The sequence below is a fragment of the Rhodococcus sp. GB-02 genome, from assembly GCF_053470465.1.
Window position 1 is genome coordinate 2,362,286 of sequence record NZ_JBPUKE010000001.1, and the last position, 20,167, is coordinate 2,382,452.

Consider the following 20,167-nt stretch of genomic DNA (forward strand, 5'->3'; position numbering starts at 1 on the left):
CGTCCGTGACGGCCGGCTCGATCAGGTGCGAGGTCAGTGTGGGTTGGGGAAATGGGCCGCCGACGTGGTCCGAGATGGAACGGGTGCTGTCCGGACGGCCCGGCCGCGTGGAACATGAGGATTTGTTCCCGGGCGACGGAAGTGACAGCCCTGCCTGGTCACGAAAGCGCGGCGAGTATCACGCAGGCGAGCTCACCCGTGGCACCGGCGTGGTTCCTTACGCAGAACTGCATGCTCACTCGGCCTTCAGCTTCCTCGACGGCGCATCACCGCCGGAAGAGCTGGTCGAGGAAGCTGTGCGTCTCGGGCTCGAGGCGATTGCCGTCACCGATCACGACGGGTTCTACGGCGTGGTGAGGTTCGCGGAGGCTGCGCGTGAATGGGGAATGCGGACCGTGTTCGGGGCCGAGTTGTCTCTGGATTCGGTACCCAGAACCGGCACGGCAGATCCCGGTGGAACGCATCTTCTGGTACTTGCCCGTGGGCAGGAAGGATATCGCCGTCTTTCGCGGGAGATAGCCGCCGCACATCTGGCGGGCGGTGAGAAGGGCAAACTGCAGTACAACTACGACGTGCTGACCGAAGCGGCCGGTGGACACTGGCAGATCCTGACCGGATGTCGCAAAGGTCATGTGCGGCAAGCCTTGACGTCGGGTGGTCGCGACGCGGCGGCGGAAGCCTTGCAGGATTTGGTCGAGCGTTTCGGGGCGGAGCGAGTGTCGGTGGAACTCACTCATCATGGGTTGGCGGAGGACGACGAGCGCAATGCCGTTCTGGCCGAACTGGCGAGAGAGCGTGGATTACGTACGGTGGCGACCACCGCCGCGCACTTCGCCGCTCCTCCGCGTCGACGCCTCGCCATGGCAATGGCAGCTGTGCGATCGCGTCAAAGTTTGGACGAGGCTGCCGGGTGGTTGGCCCCTAACGGCGGAGCGCACCTGCGGTCCGGCGCGGAGATGGCGACACTGTTCTCGCTCTATCCCGAGGCCGTCAGTGGTGCCGCCGATCTGGGACGTGAGTGTGCTTTCGATCTCAAGCTCATCGCGCCCAAATTGCCACCGTTCGACGTTCCCACCGGGCATACCGAGGCGTCGTGGTTGCGTGAGCTCACCATGGTGGGGGCGCTGGAACGCTACGGACCTCCGGAAAGCGCGCCGAAGGCATACAAACAGCTCGAACATGAACTTGCCATCATCGAGGGATTGAGCTTTCCCGGATACTTCCTGGTGGTGCATGACATCGTGTCGTTCTGCAAGAACAGCGACATCCTCTGTCAAGGAAGAGGTTCCGCTGCGAACTCGGCGGTGTGTTACGCGATCGGCATCACCAATGTCGATCCGGTTCGCAACAAATTGTTGTTCGAGCGGTTTCTTGCGCCCGAACGTGACGGCCCGCCGGACATCGACGTGGACATCGAGTCCGACCGCAGGGAAGAGGCGATCCAGCACGTGTACGCGAAGTACGGGCGTACGTATGCCGCGCAGGTCGCCAATGTCATCACCTATCGAGGAAAGTCGTCGGTGCGGGACATGGCTCGGGCACTTGGCTTTTCGCAGGGCCAGCAAGATGCGTGGAGTAAGCAGGTCGGCCGGTGGGGCGGTATCGACAAGAACGCGGATACAGATATTCCGCGTCCGGTACTAGAACTGGCGGCGCAGATCGAAGGCTATCCGCGGCACCTGGGCATCCACTCAGGCGGCATGGTCATCTGTGATCGTCCCATCGCCGACGTCTGCCCGGTGGAGTGGGCGCGGATGGCCAATCGCAGTGTCCTGCAATGGGACAAGGACGATTGTGCTGCCGCTGGGCTGGTCAAGTTCGATCTGCTCGGCCTCGGTATGCTCTCCGCTTTGCACTACATGATGGATCTGGTGGCCGAACACAAAGGCATCACAGTCGATCTGGCGCAACTCGATCTGTCGGAAACAGCGGTGTACGAGATGTTGCAGCGGGCAGATTCGGTGGGGGTGTTCCAAGTGGAATCACGTGCGCAGATGGCGACACTGCCGCGTCTGAAGCCTCGAAACTTCTACGACCTGGTGGTCGAAGTCGCGCTCATCCGTCCGGGGCCGATTCAAGGCGGATCAGTGCATCCGTACATTCGTCGGCGCAACAAACTCGAACCTGTGTCCTACGACCATCCATCGCTCGAGAAGGCACTCGAACGCACGCTGGGGGTTCCGCTGTTCCAAGAACAGTTGATGCAGATGGCCGTCGACGTTGCGGGTTTCACGCCGTCCGAGGCCGACCAATTGCGTCGGGCAATGGGATCGAAACGCTCGACCGAGAAGATGGAGCAACTGCGGGCGAGGCTGTACCAGGGCATGCGAGACCTACACGGTATCGGCGACGAGGTTGCCGACCGGATCTACGAAAAGCTGTATGCGTTTGCCAATTTCGGTTTCCCGGAAAGCCATTCACAAAGTTTTGCCGCGCTGGTCTTCTACTCCTCGTGGTTCAAACTCCATCACCCCGCTGCGTTCTGCGCTGGGCTTCTGCGCGCGCAGCCCATGGGTTTCTACTCACCGCAGTCCTTGGTTGCCGATGCGCGCAGGCACGGAGTGCAGGTACACGGTGCCGATATCAACGTCAGCCTCGCGCACGCCACCGTCGAGGCAGGTGGATTCGAGGTTCGGCTGGGACTGGGGGAAGTGCGCAACATCGGCGATGCACTGGCCGAGAAGATCGTCGAACAGCGCGACCTCGGTGGACCGTTCACGTCGTTTCTCGATCTGACCGGGCGGGTGGAACTGACTACCGCACAAGCTGAATCGCTGGCGACAGCCGGTGCGCTTGCCAGCTTCGGTATCTCGCGTAGAGAAGCGCTGTGGGCAGCGGGCGCTGCGGCGGGGGAGCGTCCCGACCGCTTGCCCGGTATCGGTGCATCGGTCACAGCTCCCACTCTGCCCGGCATGAGCGACGTCGAATTGGCGGCAGCGGATGTCTGGGCGACAGGAGTATCTCCCGACACCTACCCGACACAGTTTCTCCGCCCGCAGCTCGACGCGCTCGGCGTGGTGCCGGCGTCGAGACTTCTCGACATCCCGGACGGTGACCGTGTGCTGGTGGGGGGAGCGGTCACACACCGGCAGCGACCGGCAACAGCTGCGGGCGTCACGTTCATCAATCTCGAGGACGAAACCGGAATGGTGAACGTCGTATGTTCGGTGGGGTTGTGGGCAAAGTATCGAAAACTTGCAAATACGGCGCCGGCGTTGCTTATTCGAGGAAAGGTGCAAAATGCAGAAGGCGCTGTCACTGTCGTGGCAGACCGGATGCAGCTGATGGATCTGCGAGTCACGGCCAAATCGCGAGACTTCCGTTAACGCCTGATTCCGGCCACCGTTTTGTGCCGAGAGGACAAATGTGGAGCTCAACTCTGACCTCCGAGCATATGGTGCGGGTCACATTTGCTCTCTAGGGTTGTCGCTTGAGTGCGATCGATTCACCACACGCAGCCACGGTCAGTTGCCTTGCAGGTGAATATCGTCGCCTTCCAAACACGCTGAACCCAAAGCACTTCGAATCGAACAGGAACTCCATGAGCACAGCGATCCTCGTCGCACACGTACACCCCACCGATCCGTCTTCGGAAGAAGCATTCAACCGCTGGTACGACGACGTGCATATCCCGCAGGTCGTCGAACGAGTGCCTGGGGTTGTCTCCGCCTCCAGATTCTCTCTCGCGGATGTGCAGTTGCTGCCCGAGGACGCATTGCCTGCGCGCCGTTACTTGAGCATCTATCAACTCGACACGGAAGATCTCGCAGGCACCGCCCAGGCGTTGGGAAGTGCTTTGGGCGACGGAACTCTCGACATGTCCGAGGCCATCGCGACCACCGGTGACACCGGACCCGAATTGCTTTTCTACGTCCCGACCGAGAACTGAAGGAAGCAGCCGACATGTCAGATCTACTCGAGAACAAAGTTGCGATAGTCACCGGAGCAGGCGCAGGCATCGGCGCCGCCATTGCCCGGGCATTCGGGGCGGCGGGTGCACGCGTCGTAGTCTCCGACATCAACGGTGACGCAGCACAGACCGTGGCGGACTCGATCGACGGCGCTATCGCTGTCACCGCGGACGTCACCGACGAACAGCAGGTCAAGGATCTTGTCGCCAGAGCGGTCGAAGAGTTCGGCGGACTGAACGTCGTAGTACCCAATGCCGGCATCGCCACCACGACTCCACTGATCGATACCTCGTTCGAGGACTGGCGGAAAGTCATGTCCGTCAACCTCGACGGAGTGTTCTTGACCGTCCGTCATTCGCTGCCCGCGCTCGTCGCATCCGGGGGCGGTTCGATCGTGAACATCTCGTCGATCTCGTCGACAACCGGATCGCCTTTGATCGGCAGCTATGCCGCAGCCAAGGCTGCGGTTCGCAACCTCACCGAAACCCTCTCGGCCGAACTTCGCTTCCATGGAATCCGAGCCAATGCCTTGCTACCCGGATTCATCGACACTGACCTGGTCAAGAGTCACCAGCAGGATTTCGAGAACGCGCTCGGCCTCGAGCCCGGAGGATTCGACGACCTGATGGTCACTAAGCAGACGCGCTACGGGCGGACCGAGGAAGTGGCCGCCGCAGCAGTGTTCTTTGCGAGCGACCAGTCGTCGTGGTGCAACGGCAGCAGTCTGGTTCTCGACGGAGGGTTCACCGCTTCTCTCCTCTGAGCAGCAGAGCCTTTCCGAACGTCACCCGAAATCATCAATCGTGCGAGGATCCACACCATGACCAACCGCGCCGTGTACGTACTTCCGCCTGGAGGGTTGAACAACCTCGAATCGAGGACGATCGAGACGCCAGGGCCAGGTACGGGTGAGGTGACGATCGCGATCCGCGCGAATTCGCTCAACCATCACGACTACCTCGTGGTGACCGGCGAGATCCCGACCGACGGCCCTCGCATTCTGTTGTCCGATGCTGCGGGTGAAGTAATCGCCGTTGGCGAAGGCGTCACACAGTTCAGCGTCGCGGACCGAGTGATGAGCACCTATCTGCCGCATTGGCGCAGCGGTGCACCGGATTTCGACGGATTCGGAAATTCACCCGGTGACGGCGTCGACGGGTTCGCCCGTGACACCGTCACCGTGCCGGTATCGGCAGTGACGTCGATGCCGCGAAACTACACGTACGAGGAAGCCGCTACCTTGCCCACTGCGGGCTTGTCCGCGTGGCGTGCACTGTTTGCCGGCGTCCCGATCATCCCTGGTTCTTCGGTGTTGATTCCCGGGACCAGCACGGTAGCGCTGTTTGCCGTCCAGCTTGCCAAAGCTGCTGGAGCTCAGGTGATCGCAACCTCGTCGGCTCCCGACAAGATGGCTCGATTGGTCGAGCTCGGTGCCGATCACGTGGTCAACTACCGTGAGCGTCCGGACTGGGGTTCGGAAGCGATGCGGCTCAGCGGCGGGATCGACCTTGTCCTCGACGTCGGCGGGCCCTCCACCCTCGGCCAATCTCTGGCGGCAGTCCGACCAGGCGGGCGGATCTGCGCGCTGGGCATCATGAACGGCCCCTCGTCGTCGATCGACCTGACTTCGCTACTGACAAAACAGGTCATCATCGAAGGTGTCCTGGTGGGCAGTCGTGCCCACCAGGAGGAGATGGTCGCCGGGTTGGAGAGCCTCGCGCTTCGTCCCGTCATCGATTCTTCCTACAGCCTCGACCGCCTCGCTGACGCATTCCAGCAACAGAAATCAGGGCGCGCCTACGGCAAGATCGTCATCACAAACCCTTGACGGCTTGCCGGTCCCAGTGGGGATCGGTGAGAATTTCCGCCGCGTCGCCGACAAAGGCAGGTGCAGCGGTCTGATCGCCGCTGAGGGTGAACCTCAGCCACGCGGTGAGGTAGCCACGAAATCCTTCACCGTCTGCGGCCCAATTGTGGCTGACTCCAAGCAGTCTGCCGCGGACCGCGGGCCCAGTGGTTTTGTCGAAGTACTCAGCTTGCGGATCGGCGGTGGAGACCGGGTCGTCGGCGCCGGTCATGAAGAACGTCGGTCCGGTCAACTGGGTCACGTCGATCACGTCGACAGGTCGCGAGGCCCACCACGGGTCAGGCAAATCGAGTACCGCCGTGGCGGTGATCAGATTCGCGGACTGGGTTGCCGCGTTGATCGCGCCACCGGCGCCCTGGGAGTGTCCGACCGAGGCAATGTTGTCGGTGTCGATCCGCTGGTAAAAAATGCTCTCAGCGTTGGTGTTCTGATCGACGACGTACTGGGCAGCCCCCAAGATCTCCGTCCCGTCGCCGGTGACGCTGCTGTCGGCCACTACAACGACAAAACCCCAAGAAGCGAGATGCTGCAGGAGCGCTTCGTACTCTTCGTAAGTCGCATAGCTGCCGTTGCCGAAGGTGACGACGGGATGCTGTTCCTCGACTGTGGCGATATCGGTGGGATAGAAGAGCCGATACCCCGTCACCGATTCCTCGGTGACCTCGTGGGAACCTGGATTCGCGAATATCTCACTGACCGACTGCTGTACGACGGTCTCGGTCGTGGACACGCCGGAAGTTGTCGGAACCCCCGCGGTGGCATGAGTGACGGCACCCGAGAGCGCCAGTACACACGATGCAGTCATGACGGCGATCGAGTACGTGGTTCGAGAAGGCATGGGCACAAGTATGTCTTGTACGGTCGCGGTCGGTCAGGCCGAGACGCGTGTGGGCCGTTCTTCGCCGTTTCGATCCCGGATGAGAAAGATGGCGATTACCCCGAAGACGACCAAGAGGACCGTGAGTAAAGAGGTGACGGCTGCGACCCCACTCACTTCCGACGTCACCGAGGTGTCCAGCCCGCCGGTCGAGAGAATGGTGGTGGGGTCGGTGAGGCCGTGTAACACGATTGCGGCCCAGATCGTGCCCGTCACACGCATGGTCAGGTACATGCACATACCGAATCCGAACGTGTAGACAACGGTGACAAGGACGGTCGACGGCTTCATCCCGGCGATGAGGTTGACCGTGTGCATGAGTGCAAACACCAATGAAGACACGACGGCTACAAAGCGCTCGCGGTGGCCGGCGTCGCGCAGCATCTTCACTGCCAGACCGCGTGTGGCCAGTTCCTCCGTCAGTCCGACACACGCACCGAGTACCAGCAGGGCGATTATCTCGCCGGTGGTCCACGCGCTCCAGTCAGTTCCCGCGAGATGCGCAACAACGGCGGCGACCACGATTATCGGACCGATCCACATCCAACCCCGCCCACGAATGGGCTGTGGGCCGAAGATTTCGCGCAGCCAGCCGACCTTGGTCGCGAAAACCAGCAGGGCGATCCCGCCGATCGCGATGGGCAATGCGACTCCGAAGATGATGCTGGAGGCGCTCGCGACGACGTTGTCCGTGTCGATCTGGTTTGCAAAAACACGAGAGGTGACCTGCCCGACAGCGAGATAGAAGGCCAGGTAGCCGACGATCAGCAGGAGTACTTTCCACACTGTGGGGCGACTCCAAAAACCGGACTTTTCGGGAACCGTATTGGTCATTGTCAGATCGTAAGGGGAGTCGCAGGAACGCGCGCGGGTACGGTCTATTCGGACAGCAGCGAACATGAAGGCGGGCGCAGAAATAATGTTGGAAGTCGATTTGAATGCACTGGACACGGCTTTGGCAGCGGGTGAGCCCTTGATCGACGTCCGTGAGGCCGACGAGTTCGCTCAGGTTCGAGTTCCGGGTGCGACGCTCATTCCGCTCAGCGAGTTCGTCGCTCGTGTAGGCGAGATTCCGGACGCCGAAACCGTTTACGTCATCTGCGCTGTCGGTGGCCGTAGCTTGCAAGCGGCAGAGTATTTGCAGGCTCGCGGCATCAATGCGGTTTCGGTGGCCGGTGGAACGATGGCGTGGTACCAGTCGGGGCGCCAGGTCGAGACCGGGGCCTAGGGCGTAACCGTTGGGGCAGCTCCAGTTTTCCGGAGCTGCCCCAACAGGTTACTTTCGCCAGAACAAGTGGTGCGTCACGCCGCTCGGGCTCGGCACTATTTCGAGGTTGAAGCGGTCTCGTAACTCGTCGGGTGACTCCCACAGCCGTAGACCGGATCCGAATTCGAGCGGGCAGACCACCACGTGCATGGCGTCGACAAGGTCGGCGTCGAGGAACTCACGGATAGTGCTGACTCCGCCGCCGAGCCGAACGTCCTTGCCCTGCGCTGCCTCACGTGCCTGCTCGAGGGCTGTCGCGGGGTCTGCGTCGACGAAGTAGAATGTCGTGTCCGAGAGTGTGAACGAGGGCCGCACGTGGTGGGTCAAGACAAAAACCGGGGTGTGGAACGGTGGCTCGTCGCCCCACCAGCCCTGCCACTCGAGATTCTCCCAAGGACCACGGTGAGGGCCGAACTTGTTGCGGCCCATGATTTCGGCACCGATATTGTTGGAGAAGTCCCGGGTGAAATAGTCGTCGAGGCCTCGGCTGCCGCCGGGATCGGTGCGATTGGGCCAGCTGGCCGTGGCTCCTGCCCACGCAAACATTTCACCGTGGTCGAGGCCGAACGGGCTCTCGAAGCTTTGGTCCGGACCGCAGGCTATTCCGTCTCTGGAAACGCTGAAATTCTGCACTCGCAATAACTGACTCACCGTGTACTCCCGCTCTCGACAATGGTCTACGTGAGTACAGACCGTACGGCGCGGCAAAACTCATCGGTGCGAATTCACGCCGCTGCCGGGAGGGTTCCACTGCGGATCGATCGGACGGTCCTCACCGCGACGGTTGCCCAGATCGGGATGAGCACAGTCAACAGTGCAAGCGCGATACCCAGGATTGCAGTGGAACCAGTGGCGACTCCGAAGGCATTTGCGCCGACAGCACACGCTCCAATGGGGAATGTGAAGCTCCACCACCCGAGTGAGAAGTCCAAGCCGCGGCGCAGTGCGTGGACGGTGACGGTGGTGACTGTGACAAAGGCGATCACGCCGATGATTCCGACGACGGTTCCGTACGCGATTCCGAATTCGTGCAGGGCGTCGGCATGCTCGGTACTGAGTACATGCCGTGAGGCGGCGGCCAACAAGTTCGATGCAGCGATCGACTGTCCGATCACGCCCAACGGAATCCACAGTGAGGGAATGGCATTGAACGGGATCACATCAACGCCTGCCGAGCGGTTGCGTGCGAACTGCCTGGCGACGGCAACCAGAATGCCGATGGCGGCGGTCAGTGCCAGAACAAACAGGATGTAGCAGAAAACCAGTACCGCGATGCGCAATGCACCATCGGGCATGTGCGTGCTGACCGCTGCGCCGGTGGTGGCCGAGACCATCGGAGGTACGACGGGCATGAGCCAGAACGGCATAGCAGTTGCCATTCCCGCATCTCGAACCAGACGAATCATCATCACGACGTAGGTGATCAGGCCGAGTGCCGTGCCGAGTGTCCACAGTGTCAGCGACACGGTGATCGCCACGTCGTGGCCGAGAAAGTCCGGGCCGGTGATGCCGGTTGCGGATCCCACGGTCAGAAGCGCCATGGCGACGGCGCCGTAGAACGGGAACATCGCGGGGCTGTGCAGGTAGGCGAGGGCCTGACATCGATGTTGTGACCAATGGGTGGCGAATGCTCCGATCAGGGCGCACAGCACGAGAACCGCCAGCACCCAGAAGATCTCCGAGACCAGTTTCAAGCCCTCGATCTCCGGTTCGAGCGAAGCCGCGGCCACCGACACGATTCCCGTTCCCATCGCTGCCGCGAACCAGTTCGGGGTGATGTGGGCGAAGGTGGGACTCGTGGTGGTGGTCATGTATTCCACTGTCGTCTCATCCGGTTCGTACCGGTAGACCGGTTGTCCTTGAATGCCCACAAACTCGCCTTGTGGGTCTAATCTTGGGTCATGTCGTTGTCTCCTCGGGTGCCGGAACTCAGTGCCCTCGACGTCCTGCTTTCCGTGGGGCGTCTGGGCAGCATGGGTGCTGCCGGCCGGGAGCACGGGCTCAGTCAGCAGGCAGTCAGTGCGCGCGTGCGTTCGGTCGAGCGTCAGCTCGGAATCAAGGTCTTCGATCGAGCGGCGACCGGTGTACGTCCCACTGCCGAGGGCGGACTGATTCTCGAATGGGCCAGCCACATCCTGGTCAGTGCCGAGGAAATGGCGTCGGGGGTTGCTGCTCTCCGCGGTGAACGCGACGCTGCCGTCACTGTCGCGGCCAGCATGACCATTGCCGAATATCTGGTGCCCGGGTGGACGGTTGCGATGCGCCACAAGTTCCCCAACGTCGTAGCGTCGGTGAGTTTGCACAACTCCTCGGACGTCTCCGCTCAAGTCCAGGCAGGCAAGGCTGATATCGGATTTGTCGAAGGGCCGGATGTGCCGTCAGCGCTCGCGTCGTGCGAGGTGGCGCGTGATCACCTCGTCGTGGTGGTTCCACCGGGGCATGACTGGGCGAATGGTGCGCCGGTTCCGGTCGCGGACCTCGCGCGCACACCGCTCATTCAGCGCGAGTCAGGGTCCGGTACCCGTCTGACGCTCGAGAATGCTGTTCCCGATTGTGTGCCGCCGTTGCTCGAGCTCACCTCGTGCACCGCCGTCAAGGCTGCGGTGGTGGCAGGCAACGCCCCGGCCGTTCTGTCGTCGCTGGCGGTTGCGGCCGACCTGACGGACGGCCGACTGGTCGCGGTCAACGTCGACGGCTTGCGGATGCCGCGGCGGCTGCAGGCCGTCTGGGATCCCGATCGCGGATTGCGCGGTGCGGCACGAGATTTCCTCGACATTGCGCTCGGTTCCAACACCGCTGTTCATTCACGCTGACGGCTGCTGCTGCTATCGGACGGTGTCGATCCCCGCGAGGGTGAGGTTGATGCCTGCCAGGAACTGCTCGCGGTCGTCGTGATCGCGCAGTCGTGCCGTCACCCGATTGAGGAACGGGTACTTCGCGGAGTCGAGTTCTTCCCACCGCGTGGCGACGGTCGCGAGGAATGCGCGGACTTGCACGTGATCCTTGATCTCTGCCTCGGTGAAGGCGCACCCTACTCGCTGGTCGACTTCTTCACCGGTGAAGCTTCCGTATCCGGATAATGGGCGAATGCCTGTCGATTCCTCTCCCGCGTCCGCCGCGATTGCGCACGTGCACGACCTCTCGAAGGGTGGCCCGCTGGATCGAAATCACCGGGTGACGTTGCACTTTCATCCAGACCTCCCTTGTGAAAGTGGTCTGACACTGGCCTCGATCGCACGTCAAGGCGCCTACGTGACCCAGTTCGAGACTCGTACGAGCAACGGGGGACTGACGGCACACCTCGGCGGCGACCGTTGGCGTTGGGAGAGTCGGATTTTCGGCGGAGCCTACGACGAGCGAGAGTTGTCGGAACGGCCGAAGTACGGATCATTGAACTTTTCCGCCGATCTGTACGGGGCATCTCCTCGATTCGGCTCGTCCTACTTCCGGCTTGCCGAGCACACGCTCGACCGCACCACTTTCTGCTTTCCGGACAGCGTCTTCGAGCCCGGTCTCTTCGGAACGGCGGAAGCGATGAGCTTGGTTGACGCCGCCGTAGCCGACGAGTTCGAGGATCCGCTCGACCACTACATCGAGGCACACGTTCACGGCGTCGTCGACATCGGAACGGACGTCGAGGCGCTCGTTCTGGATCCGAGTTACCAGGGCACACGGATCGAAGAGATCGCCCACTCGCTCACGTGCCCGGTGTTGTGGCACGACGGTTACGCGGTCGACGCCGACGAGGTCGCCGAACATCCCGACTATCGGGGAGCTACCGTCGTCGACATTGCCCGAGAGGTTGCGCTCGATGGTCGACTGACGCCTGCCATCCTGGGTCTCGCCCGGCGAGGCTACTACGATCCGCAGGACCTCAAAAGGGTCTGGCACTACATCGCTCGATTCGGCGGCAGGGCGTAGAACTGGGCATTCGCGTGCCCCGGCCCGTCGACGACTGATGGTTCCGGGAGCGCACATCAGTCCGAAGGCGGCGGTGAGGAAAGAGTGATTGATACGCAACATCGTGCATGAACTCCCGAAACAACTGCATCCGAAGATGGAAGTCGACCTTGATCCTCGGTCGAAGGGATGCATGAATCGATGGGCGCTCAACTCACTACCACCAGTGTCGACACCCTCTGCGCGTACTGCGGGGTGGGCTGTGGTCTTGTCCTCGACATCATCACCGATCCGGAGACAGGGCGTCGGAAGGCCGCGAAGTCGTCCGGTCTGAAGACACATCCCACCAATTTCGGACGTTTGTGCACCAAGGGCACCACGACGGCGGACATGCTCGCCGGCCCGGGGCGCATGGAATCTGCATATCGGCGTCCACACCGAGGCGAGGCGATCGAAGCTGCGGATATGAGTGCAGTCATCACCGAAACTGCCCACCGCCTGCGGGCAATAATCGACGAACACGGCCCCGACGCATTTGCGTTGTATGTGTCCGGGCAGATGTCTCTCGAGGCCCAGTACCTGTCGAACAAACTGGCCAAGGGCTTCATCGGCACCAATCAGATCGAATCGAATTCCCGGCTGTGCATGGCCAGTGCCGGCACCGGATACAAGCAATCGCTCGGGGCCGACGGACCGCCCGGTTCCTACCAGGACTTCGAACACGCCGACGTGTTCTTCGTGACCGGTGCGAACATGGCAGACTGCCATCCGATCCTCTTCCTTCGAATGCAGGAGCGGGTCAAGGCAGGCGCGAAGTTGATCGTCGTGGATCCTCGACGCAGCGCCACCGCAGACAAGGCGAACTTGTTCCTGCAGATCGCCCCCGGCACCGATCTCGCACTACTCAACGGACTTCTCCACCTACTCGTCGTGAACGGGCACACCGATCCGGACTTCATCGCCGAATTCACCGAAGGCTGGGAGGCGATGCCCACCTTCCTCGAGGAGTACACACCGGAGAAGGTCAGCGAGATCACCGGCATCCCCGAAGCCGACATTCGCACCGCAGCGCAATGGATCGGTGAGGCCGACAACTGGATGAGCTGTTGGACAATGGGTCTGAACCAGAGCACCCACGGCACGTGGAACACCAACGCCATCTGCAACCTTCATCTGGCGACCGGTGCGATCTGCACGCCTGGCAGCGGCCCGTTCTCGTTGACCGGGCAGCCGAACGCCATGGGTGGTCGTGAAATGGGCTACATGGGGCCAGGTTTGCCAGGTCAGCGTGCCGTGATGGTCGACGCCGATCGCGACTTCGTCGAGGAGCGATGGGGGATCCCGCAGGGTTCGCTGCGCACCGAAACCGGCGGTGGGACCATCGACCTGTTCTCCCGAATGGCGGCGGGTGAAATCAAGGCGTGCTGGATCATCTGCACCAATCCTGTTGCGACGGTTGCCAACCGCAAGACCGTCATCGACGGATTGGAGAAGGCTGACCTCGTCATCACCCAGGATGCGTTCTTGGGCACCGAGACCAACGAATACGCCGACGTGCTGCTGCCGGCGTCGCTGTGGACAGAGTCCGACGGAGTGATGATCAACTCCGAACGCAACCTGACGCTCTTCCAACAGGCACTGGATCCGGTCGGGCAGGCTCTGCCTGATTGGCAGATCATCGCCCGAATCGCCTGCGAGATGGGCTATGCCGAGGCATTCACCTATGCCAGTGCCGAGGAGGTGTTCGAGGAGATCAAGCAGTTCTGGAATCCGAAGACCGGCTACGACTTACGCGGCGTCACCTACGAGCGCCTCCGCAAGTCGCCGATCCAGTGGCCATGTCCGCCCGAGAGTAATCAGGACCGTCATCCCATCCGATACCTCAATGACGGTGTCAGTCAGAGGCTTCTGGTCCGAGAGGACGGCAGCACTCCACGCCTCGCGTTCCCCACCGCCACGGGCCGCGCGATGTTCTTCGCCCGGCCACACATGCTTCCCGCCGAAATGCCCGACGACGACTATCCGTTCCTGCTCAACACCGGTCGTCTTGCGCACCAGTGGCACACCATGACCAAGACCGGCAAGGTGGCCAAGCTGAACAAACTCAATCCCGGGCCCTTTGTCGAGATCCATCCCGACGACGCCACACGCCTCGGCGTCGTCGACAAGGACGCGATCGAGGTCGCCTCACGCCGCGGCCGCGCAGTGCTCCCGGCCGTGGTCACCGACCGAGTGCGTCCGGGAAACTGCTTCGCACCGTTTCACTGGAACGACGCCTTCGGCGAGTATCTCTCGATCAACGCCGTCACCAACGACGCCATCGACCCTGCCTCCCAGCAACCGGAGTTCAAAGCCTGTGCCGTCACTATGACGAAGGTCGCCGTGAACACGCCCGAAACGGAGCTCGCCGAATCGCCGCGGGTGGCTCCCGTGGCGACTGATCGGGCTTTGTCGCGAACCGATGTCCTCGCTGATGTCATCGGCCAAACAGGAACACCTGCAGTGGTATTCGATCCGCTCCAACAGAGCTACCTGGCAGGTCTTCTCGCGGCGTTGCGTGCGGATGCCGATCGCACTGTCGGAGTGCCGACCTTGCCTCCGGCTGCACCCTTCGATGGCGAAAAGCGGATGTGGGTAGACGGTGTCTTGGCCGGCCTGTACTCAAGGACCTCACTCCCTGGCACTGACGGGCCCGCGTTGTCATCGGGTACGGACACTGCCTCCGAGCGGGCGCCGATCGTCGTGCTCTGGGCATCGCAGACCGGAAACGCGGAGGAGTTTGCCGCCGCCTGCGCTGCTCGTCTCGGGGAAGTCGGTTTGCCCGTGGTGATACACGCAATGGACGAGTTCCCGGCTGCCGACCTGGCGGCCACCCGAGAGGTCCTGCTGATCACCAGTACCTCCGGTGACGGCGAATCCCCGGACAACGGCAGCGGTTTCTGGGAAGCCTTGGCTGCTGACACAGCGCCCAGCATGGTCGAGACACGTTATGCAGTAATTGCTTTCGGGGACTCGAACTACGACGACTTCTGTGGACACGGGCGAAAACTCGACGCTCGCCTTGCTGAACTGGGAGCCAGTCGTATCGTCGATCGCGTCGACTGCGAGCCTGATTTCGAAGACACAGCTGTTGGATGGCTCGATGCGGTCACGGCCGAACTTCAGAGCACGGAGGCGGGCGAGTCGACCGACGTCGTCGTTGCATTGAAGAACTCCGGCACAACTGCTGTGGCCGCGCCGATTTCACCGGCGATGTCGGCGCCGCTGCAGTACAACAAGAAGGCGCCACTGACTACAGCTTTGACGCGCAATGTCGTGCTCAACCGGCCAGGCTCTTCCAAAGATGTGCGGCAGTTGGGTTTTCACCTTCCGGACGACACGGTCAGCTACGAAGCCGGCGACGCTCTCGGAGTCTGGCCGCGAAACAGTTCCCCGTTTGTCGACGAGTGGCTCACCCTTACCGGCCTCGACGGTGAGGAGACCGTCGATCTGGGGCAGTACGGCGCGATGACCTTGCGTACCGCGTTGACCGAACGCCTGGAGATCACTCGAATCTCGAGCGACATGATTCGGTTCGTGCATCAACGGACTCGCGATGCGGACCTGGCCGAGTTGATGAAACCGGAGAACATCTCCACGCTCAAAGACTGGTCGTGGGGACGACAGTCCATCGACGTACTTGCGCAGTCGCCCGTTCGTGCCTCGACGGACGAATGGCTCTCCCTCCTCAAACCGCTTCAGCCGCGGCTGTATTCGATATCCTCCAGTCCGAAGGAGAACCCACGCGAAGTGCAGCTGACGGTGTCCGCGGTGCGCTACAACGTCGCGGGTGTCCCACGGCGTGGGGTGTGCTCGACCTACCTCGCAGACCACGCCCACGATGATGACATCGGCATTTTCGTGCAGAAGTCGACCCATTTCCGGCCACCGTCCGATCCCGAAACCCCGATGATCATGGTCGGCCCGGGGACCGGCATCGCGCCGTTCCGTGCCTTCCTGCATGAGCGTCGGGCATTGGGGCACACGGGCCCGAACTGGCTGTTCTTCGGGGAACAGCACGCCGCGACCGACTTCTACTACCGCGAAGAAATCGAAGAATTGCGGAAAGACGGATTCCTCACTGAACTCGACCTCGCATTTTCCCGGGATCAAGCCGACAAGGTCTACGTACAGGACCGGATGCGAGAGCGTGGTGCACTGCTGTGGGAGTGGTTGCAGAAGGGAGCGCACTTCTACGTCTGCGGCGATGCCAACCGGATGGCCAAGGATGTCGACAGTGCCCTCAACGGGGTGGTCGCTCAACACGGAAAACTGGCCCCTCGTAGTGCCGAGGCGTATGTGAAGGCTCTTTCGGCGGAGAAGCGCTACGTCCGGGACGTCTACTGACGTCGATCAGACGGCGCCCTTGAACCCGTGCTGGCGCCAGGCCTCGTACGTCACCAGGGCGGCAGCGTTGGACAGGTTGAGGGATCGGCGTCCGGGAAGCATCGGGATACGTAGGCGCTCGGTGATGTGTTCGTCCGCCAGCACTTCCTCGGATAACCCGGTGGGTTCGGGCCCGAAGAGCAGGACGTCGCCGGGTTGGTAGGCGATATCGGCATATGACGTGGTCGCGTGCGCGGTGAAGGCGAATACGCGAGCGGGGGTGACGGCATCCCAGGCGGCGGCCAGGTTTTCGTGGACCGTGACAGTCGCCAGATCGTGGTAGTCCAAGCCTGCGCGCTTGAGCTTCGGCTCCGACAAGTCGAACCCGAGAGGGCCGACCAGGTGGAGTTCGCAACCGGTGCCCGCGACCATGCGGATCGCGTTTCCGGTGTTGGGTGGGATGCGGGGCTCGTGGAACATCACTCGGAACACTCGAGGAACTGTACCGGGCGTCGTATCGGTGCCCGCGTCCGTGAGAAGACCGGTCGAGAAGTGTGGGCAAATTGGTAACAAACCGGCCAGTCCGTGCGAATCTATTTCCGGCACTCTTCTCAGAACGGACATTTCATGAACCCTCCCGCCGGTTGGAACCCCGACCCCTTCGACCCCACGATCGACCGTTACTGGGACGGTCAGCAGTGGACCGCCCAGACACGGCCCAAGGGCGTCGATGCACCCACTCAAGCATTCGGTACTCCGACGCAAGTCTTCGGTGCACCGGGATCTCCGTCGCCGGACGCAAACGCCGAGGAAGGCAAGACGCGGCGTAAGTGGCCGTGGATCGCCGGCGCAGCAGTCGTAGGGTTGGTGGCCATCGCTGCGGCGACGGGGGCGGGCAAGTCGGAAGAATCGACGACGCCTGCTGTGACCTCTTCGACGACAGCTGCAGCGACGACAACCAAAACCACTGTCCCATCGACGACGAAGACCACAACTTCGTCCCTCTTGCCGACGACGACAACGATCGTGCAGCCACCGACGACGACCACCGTGGCAATAGTGCCGCTGGTGCCGCAGGTCCCGGAGACCACGACTACGCCGTACGTTCCGCCCGCTCCGGCGTACACGCCGCCGAAGACAATGGAACCTGCGTACGTTCCACCGAAACCGTCGGGAGGAACGGTGAATCCGGGCTCGTTCTGTTCGACCCCTGGCGCGACAGGCGTGACAAAGAAGGGCACTCCGATGGTGTGTGGGATTGGCAGCGATGGACGAGATCGCTGGGTGTCGGCCGGCTGATTGTCGGCTGCCATCAGGGGCGCTGAACCGGTGTCGGTGCGGCGGGGCAGTATGGACGGCATGCTCCCCGAAGAATCCGACGAGGTCGTCGGCGAAGATTATTCAGACGCGCGACTGGCCGGGCAGAAGTGGCGTCAGCGCACTTTCACCAATTGCAATTTCCGAGACGCCGATCTCACCGGACTCACGACGGAATCGGTGGTGTTCACCGACTGCGATTTCACCGGCACCGATCTGGGGGAGTCCGTGCACACGGGAACAGCGTTCCGCTCGTGCAATTTTGCTCGGACCAGCCTGTGGCACAGCACGTTCCGAAACTGCAGTCTGCTCGGGTCGACGTTCGACGGTTGCCGCATCCGGCCGTTGACGCTCGACGAAGTCGACTTCTCGTTGACCTCACTGGGCGGGGCGGACTTGAGGAAGATCGACTTCACCTCATGCCGCTTCCGTGAAGCGAACCTGGTTCGGGCCGACATGCGGGGCGCGGTTCTGGCGTCGGCGGATCTGTCCGGTGCTCGCACGGGTGGACTCAAACTCGAGGGTGCAGATCTGCGCGGTGCGCGGATCGATCCGAGCCTGTGGACGTCCGCGTCTATCGGAAACGCGCAGATCGAGTTGATGCAGGCCGTGGCTTATGCGTCGGCGCACGGTCTTGTCGTCGACATGAAGTAGTGGCGCCTAGCTCTGCAAGCGCTCCTCGAGGTGCACGGTCACCAGTTCGCCCGTCTCCTTGCCGATGGCTTTGCGAAGATCGGCTTTGACCGGCAGCTTGTGGTTGCCGTCTCCCAAGGCCATGAACGAACTCTGGAACGGATGTCCGTCGATCGTCCCGCGAACCTTGACCAGGCCGCGGGTTCCGAAGAACTCGGCGGACTCCGGCCAGATGACGCAGGTCCACCCACCCTTGGCGTCACTCTTCTGCAAGGTGGCCGTGAATTCCTTGTCCAGCAACATGATGTCTGTCCTCTCGGGTTGGGGCCTGTCGATCAGCGGATGAATTCCCGAGCGAGGAGATCCATCAACAGACCGTTCTTCCACACACCGTGGCGATCTCGCGAGTACTCGCGCATCACCCCGACGTCTTTGAACCCCACAGATCGATAGCACGCGATGGCGACGGAGTTGTCGACCTCGGGGTCGATGACAAGACGGTGGAATGCGAGGTCGTCGATCAGATGGGCACACAGCACCCGTATCGATTCGCGACCGAACCCTTTGCTGTGAAAGTCGGGATCGAGGAACAAGTCGAGCCCGGCGTGGCGGAAGTCGGGGTTGTCCTCCGCCTCATACCACTGGATGAAGCCGATCAGGTGGTCGCCGTAGTAGATGCTGTAGCGCGTGGTGCCGGCCTCCGGCGCTGCAGGCCAGTCGTCGTCGGGATTTTGCCACCAGTGCACGACGTCCGGGTGCAGGTGAATTGCCCGCAGACGGGCGTGATGGTCGGGCGAGACGGGGGAGAGGAGCACCCTCGGGCCGCGTAGTTCCGGAGCCGTTGTCACTCATCGACCCTAACCTGGAACAATGGTCGCCGTGACTGCAACGATCCTCGACGGCAAAGCTACCCGCGACGAAATCTTCGAAGACCTGAAGGTGCGGGTGAGCGCTCTGAAGGCAGAGGGCATCACACCCGGCTTGGGCACCATCCTGGTGGGCGACGACCCCGGATCCGCTGCTTACGTGCGCGGCAAGCACAACGACTGCGCCAAGGTCGGTATCAATTCTTTGCGACGCGACCTGCCTGCCGACATCACGCAGGAGCAGCTCAACGCGACGATCGACGAGCTCAATGCCAATCCCGAGTGCACCGGCTACATCGTCCAGTTGCCCCTTCCCAAGCACCTCGACGAGAACGCGGCCCTCGAGCGTATCGACCCCGACAAGGATGCCGACGGCTTGCATCCGGTCAACCTCGGTCGACTGGTGTTGGGCAAGGAAGCCCCGCTGCCGTGCACCCCACGTGGAATCCTCCACCTTCTGCGTCGCTACGAGGTCCCGATTGCCGGTGCACACGTGGTGGTTGTCGGACGCGGCGTCACGGTCGGTCGTCCGATCGGATTGTTGCTGACGCGTCGTAGCGAGAACGCGACGGTCACGCTCTGCCACACCGGTACCCGCGATCTCGCGGCCGAGGTTCGCCGCGCCGACATCATTGTCGCTGCCGCCGGCGTTCCCGGCCTCATCACCGCAGACATGGTCAAGCCCGGGGCAGCGGTCCTCGACGTCGGCGTCAGTCGCACCGACGACGGCCTGCGCGGCGACGTCGCAGCCGACGTGAACGAGGTCGCCGGCTTCGTCTCACCCAATCCCGGTGGAGTCGGACCGCTGACCCGCGCGTTCCTAATCACCAACGTGGTCGAGCGTGCCGAGCGGGTTCTGGCCGGAGTCTGAGTCCGATGTCCTCACTGGTCGGCCTCGCGAAGAAGAATCTGCCCATGCTCGCGGTCCTTGCCGTGATCGCGGCAGCTGTTGTTCTCGTACTGGCCGACCGGTGGCGCCGCGGCGCCCTCGTCTTCGGTGTTGCCGTCATCATCGGTGCTGCCGCGCGGTGGTTCGTTCCCGAGAATCGTGTGGGGTTGCTTGCCGTGCGCGGAAGGGTTTTCGACACCGCGGCGATGGGCGTCATGGGAGCGTTGATCGCGACGCTTGCCCTGACCATCGATCCGCTCGGTACCGACTGAGAA

General features: G+C 62.3%; 20 protein-coding genes and 1 pseudogene. 12 read left to right on the forward strand and 9 right to left on the reverse strand.

All coding sequences use genetic code 11. The features are described from left to right. Positions 1-38 precede the first annotated feature (38 nt). From ACSW29_RS11150 to ACSW29_RS11165, 4 genes are all read left to right on the forward strand, one after another. Positions 39-3,326 carry an error-prone DNA polymerase gene (locus tag ACSW29_RS11150; RefSeq protein WP_448277228.1) on the forward strand — a complete coding sequence of 1,096 codons (3,288 nt, stop codon included), beginning with the start codon at positions 39-41 and terminating at the stop codon, positions 3,324-3,326. Between the two features lie 215 nt (positions 3,327-3,541). Next, entirely contained in the window at positions 3,542-3,889 is a 348-nt protein-coding gene (locus ACSW29_RS11155) for a hypothetical protein (protein ID WP_230812334.1), read from the forward strand. A 14-nt stretch (positions 3,890-3,903) separates the two neighbouring features. Beyond that, entirely contained in the window at positions 3,904-4,674 is a 771-nt protein-coding gene (locus ACSW29_RS11160; protein ID WP_448277229.1) for a glucose 1-dehydrogenase, read from the forward strand. Between the two features lie 57 nt (positions 4,675-4,731). Then, positions 4,732-5,739: a zinc-dependent alcohol dehydrogenase family protein gene (locus ACSW29_RS11165; protein WP_448277230.1), complete on the forward strand. Its 1,008-nt coding sequence runs from the start codon at positions 4,732-4,734 to the stop codon at positions 5,737-5,739. Here ACSW29_RS11165 and ACSW29_RS11170 read toward each other — a convergent pair. Continuing rightward, positions 5,726-6,616, reverse strand: a complete 891-nt coding sequence (locus tag ACSW29_RS11170) for a poly(ethylene terephthalate) hydrolase family protein (RefSeq protein WP_448277231.1) — start codon at positions 6,614-6,616, stop codon at positions 5,726-5,728. The two genes, ACSW29_RS11165 and ACSW29_RS11170, sit on opposite strands and share 14 nt — an antisense overlap. A gap of 33 nt (positions 6,617-6,649) precedes the next feature. Next, complete coding sequence (locus tag ACSW29_RS11175; protein WP_317825318.1) at positions 6,650-7,489, reverse strand: CPBP family intramembrane glutamic endopeptidase; 840 nt, start codon at positions 7,487-7,489, stop codon at positions 6,650-6,652. 85 nt (positions 7,490-7,574) lie between these two features. Here ACSW29_RS11175 and ACSW29_RS11180 point away from each other — a divergent pair, with 85 nt between their 5' ends. Continuing rightward, a complete protein-coding gene (locus ACSW29_RS11180; protein WP_230813203.1) occupies positions 7,575-7,883 on the forward strand; it encodes a rhodanese-like domain-containing protein in 309 nt (102 codons plus the stop codon). A 48-nt stretch (positions 7,884-7,931) separates the two neighbouring features. On the opposite strand, the gene ACSW29_RS11185 is transcribed toward ACSW29_RS11180, so the two are convergent. Both ACSW29_RS11185 and ACSW29_RS11190 read right to left on the reverse strand, forming a co-directional pair. After that, positions 7,932-8,573, reverse strand: coding sequence for a dihydrofolate reductase family protein (locus ACSW29_RS11185; protein ID WP_317825319.1), 642 nt, complete (start codon positions 8,571-8,573; stop codon positions 7,932-7,934). A gap of 74 nt (positions 8,574-8,647) precedes the next feature. Next, complete coding sequence (locus tag ACSW29_RS11190) at positions 8,648-9,733, reverse strand: TDT family transporter (protein ID WP_317825320.1); 1,086 nt, start codon at positions 9,731-9,733, stop codon at positions 8,648-8,650. 90 nt (positions 9,734-9,823) lie between these two features. On the opposite strand from ACSW29_RS11190, the gene ACSW29_RS11195 reads away from it, so the two are divergent. Beyond that, positions 9,824-10,735 carry a LysR family transcriptional regulator gene (locus ACSW29_RS11195; RefSeq protein WP_230812341.1) on the forward strand — a complete coding sequence of 304 codons (912 nt, stop codon included), beginning with the start codon at positions 9,824-9,826 and terminating at the stop codon, positions 10,733-10,735. A 12-nt stretch (positions 10,736-10,747) separates the two neighbouring features. On the opposite strand, the gene ACSW29_RS11200 is transcribed toward ACSW29_RS11195, so the two are convergent. Next, complete coding sequence (locus tag ACSW29_RS11200) at positions 10,748-10,918, reverse strand: hypothetical protein (RefSeq protein ID WP_317825321.1); 171 nt, start codon at positions 10,916-10,918, stop codon at positions 10,748-10,750. Positions 10,919-11,009: 91 nt separating this feature from the next. Between ACSW29_RS11200 and ACSW29_RS11205 the strand changes: the two genes are divergently transcribed. Both ACSW29_RS11205 and ACSW29_RS11210 read left to right on the forward strand, forming a co-directional pair. Continuing rightward, the gene (locus ACSW29_RS11205; protein ID WP_448277232.1) at positions 11,010-11,843 is read left to right on the forward strand and encodes a DUF3626 domain-containing protein; all 834 of its coding nucleotides are present in this window, start codon (positions 11,010-11,012) and stop codon (positions 11,841-11,843) included. Positions 11,844-12,023: 180 nt separating this feature from the next. Continuing rightward, a complete protein-coding gene (locus ACSW29_RS11210; protein ID WP_448277233.1) occupies positions 12,024-16,208 on the forward strand; it encodes a molybdopterin-dependent oxidoreductase in 4,185 nt (1,394 codons plus the stop codon). Between the two features lie 6 nt (positions 16,209-16,214). Here ACSW29_RS11210 and ACSW29_RS11215 read toward each other — a convergent pair whose 3' ends face one another. Continuing rightward, positions 16,215-16,679, reverse strand: a complete 465-nt coding sequence (locus ACSW29_RS11215) for a tRNA (cytidine(34)-2'-O)-methyltransferase (protein ID WP_200315653.1) — start codon at positions 16,677-16,679, stop codon at positions 16,215-16,217. Between the two features lie 135 nt (positions 16,680-16,814). On the opposite strand from ACSW29_RS11215, the pseudogene ACSW29_RS11220 reads away from it, so the two are divergent. Next, positions 16,815-16,910 (forward strand): annotated as a pseudogene (locus ACSW29_RS11220) (DUF2510 domain-containing protein); the annotation flags it as partial. Between the two features lie 17 nt (positions 16,911-16,927). Here the strand turns inward: ACSW29_RS11220 and ACSW29_RS11225 are convergent. After that, positions 16,928-17,548, reverse strand: a complete 621-nt coding sequence (locus tag ACSW29_RS11225) for a hypothetical protein (protein ID WP_448277444.1) — start codon at positions 17,546-17,548, stop codon at positions 16,928-16,930. On the opposite strand from ACSW29_RS11225, the gene ACSW29_RS11230 reads away from it, so the two are divergent. Beyond that, complete coding sequence (locus ACSW29_RS11230; protein WP_448277234.1) at positions 17,538-18,158, forward strand: pentapeptide repeat-containing protein; 621 nt, start codon at positions 17,538-17,540, stop codon at positions 18,156-18,158. The two genes, ACSW29_RS11225 and ACSW29_RS11230, sit on opposite strands and share 11 nt — an antisense overlap. 6 nt (positions 18,159-18,164) lie before the next feature. On the opposite strand, the gene ACSW29_RS11235 is transcribed toward ACSW29_RS11230, so the two are convergent. Together ACSW29_RS11235 and ACSW29_RS11240 are read right to left on the reverse strand one after the other, a co-directional pair. Next, positions 18,165-18,440, reverse strand: coding sequence for a DUF1905 domain-containing protein (locus ACSW29_RS11235; RefSeq protein ID WP_448277235.1), 276 nt, complete (start codon positions 18,438-18,440; stop codon positions 18,165-18,167). Positions 18,441-18,472: 32 nt separating this feature from the next. After that, complete coding sequence (locus tag ACSW29_RS11240) at positions 18,473-18,985, reverse strand: GNAT family N-acetyltransferase (RefSeq protein ID WP_448277236.1); 513 nt, start codon at positions 18,983-18,985, stop codon at positions 18,473-18,475. A 31-nt stretch (positions 18,986-19,016) separates the two neighbouring features. Here ACSW29_RS11240 and ACSW29_RS11245 point away from each other — a divergent pair, with 31 nt between their 5' ends. Further along, on the forward strand, positions 19,017-19,874 hold the full coding sequence (locus tag ACSW29_RS11245; protein ID WP_007727401.1) for a bifunctional methylenetetrahydrofolate dehydrogenase/methenyltetrahydrofolate cyclohydrolase: 858 nt from the start codon (positions 19,017-19,019) through the stop codon (positions 19,872-19,874). 5 nt (positions 19,875-19,879) lie between these two features. After that, a complete protein-coding gene (locus ACSW29_RS11250; RefSeq protein ID WP_230812347.1) occupies positions 19,880-20,164 on the forward strand; it encodes a DUF3017 domain-containing protein in 285 nt (94 codons plus the stop codon). Positions 20,165-20,167 lie beyond the last annotated feature (3 nt).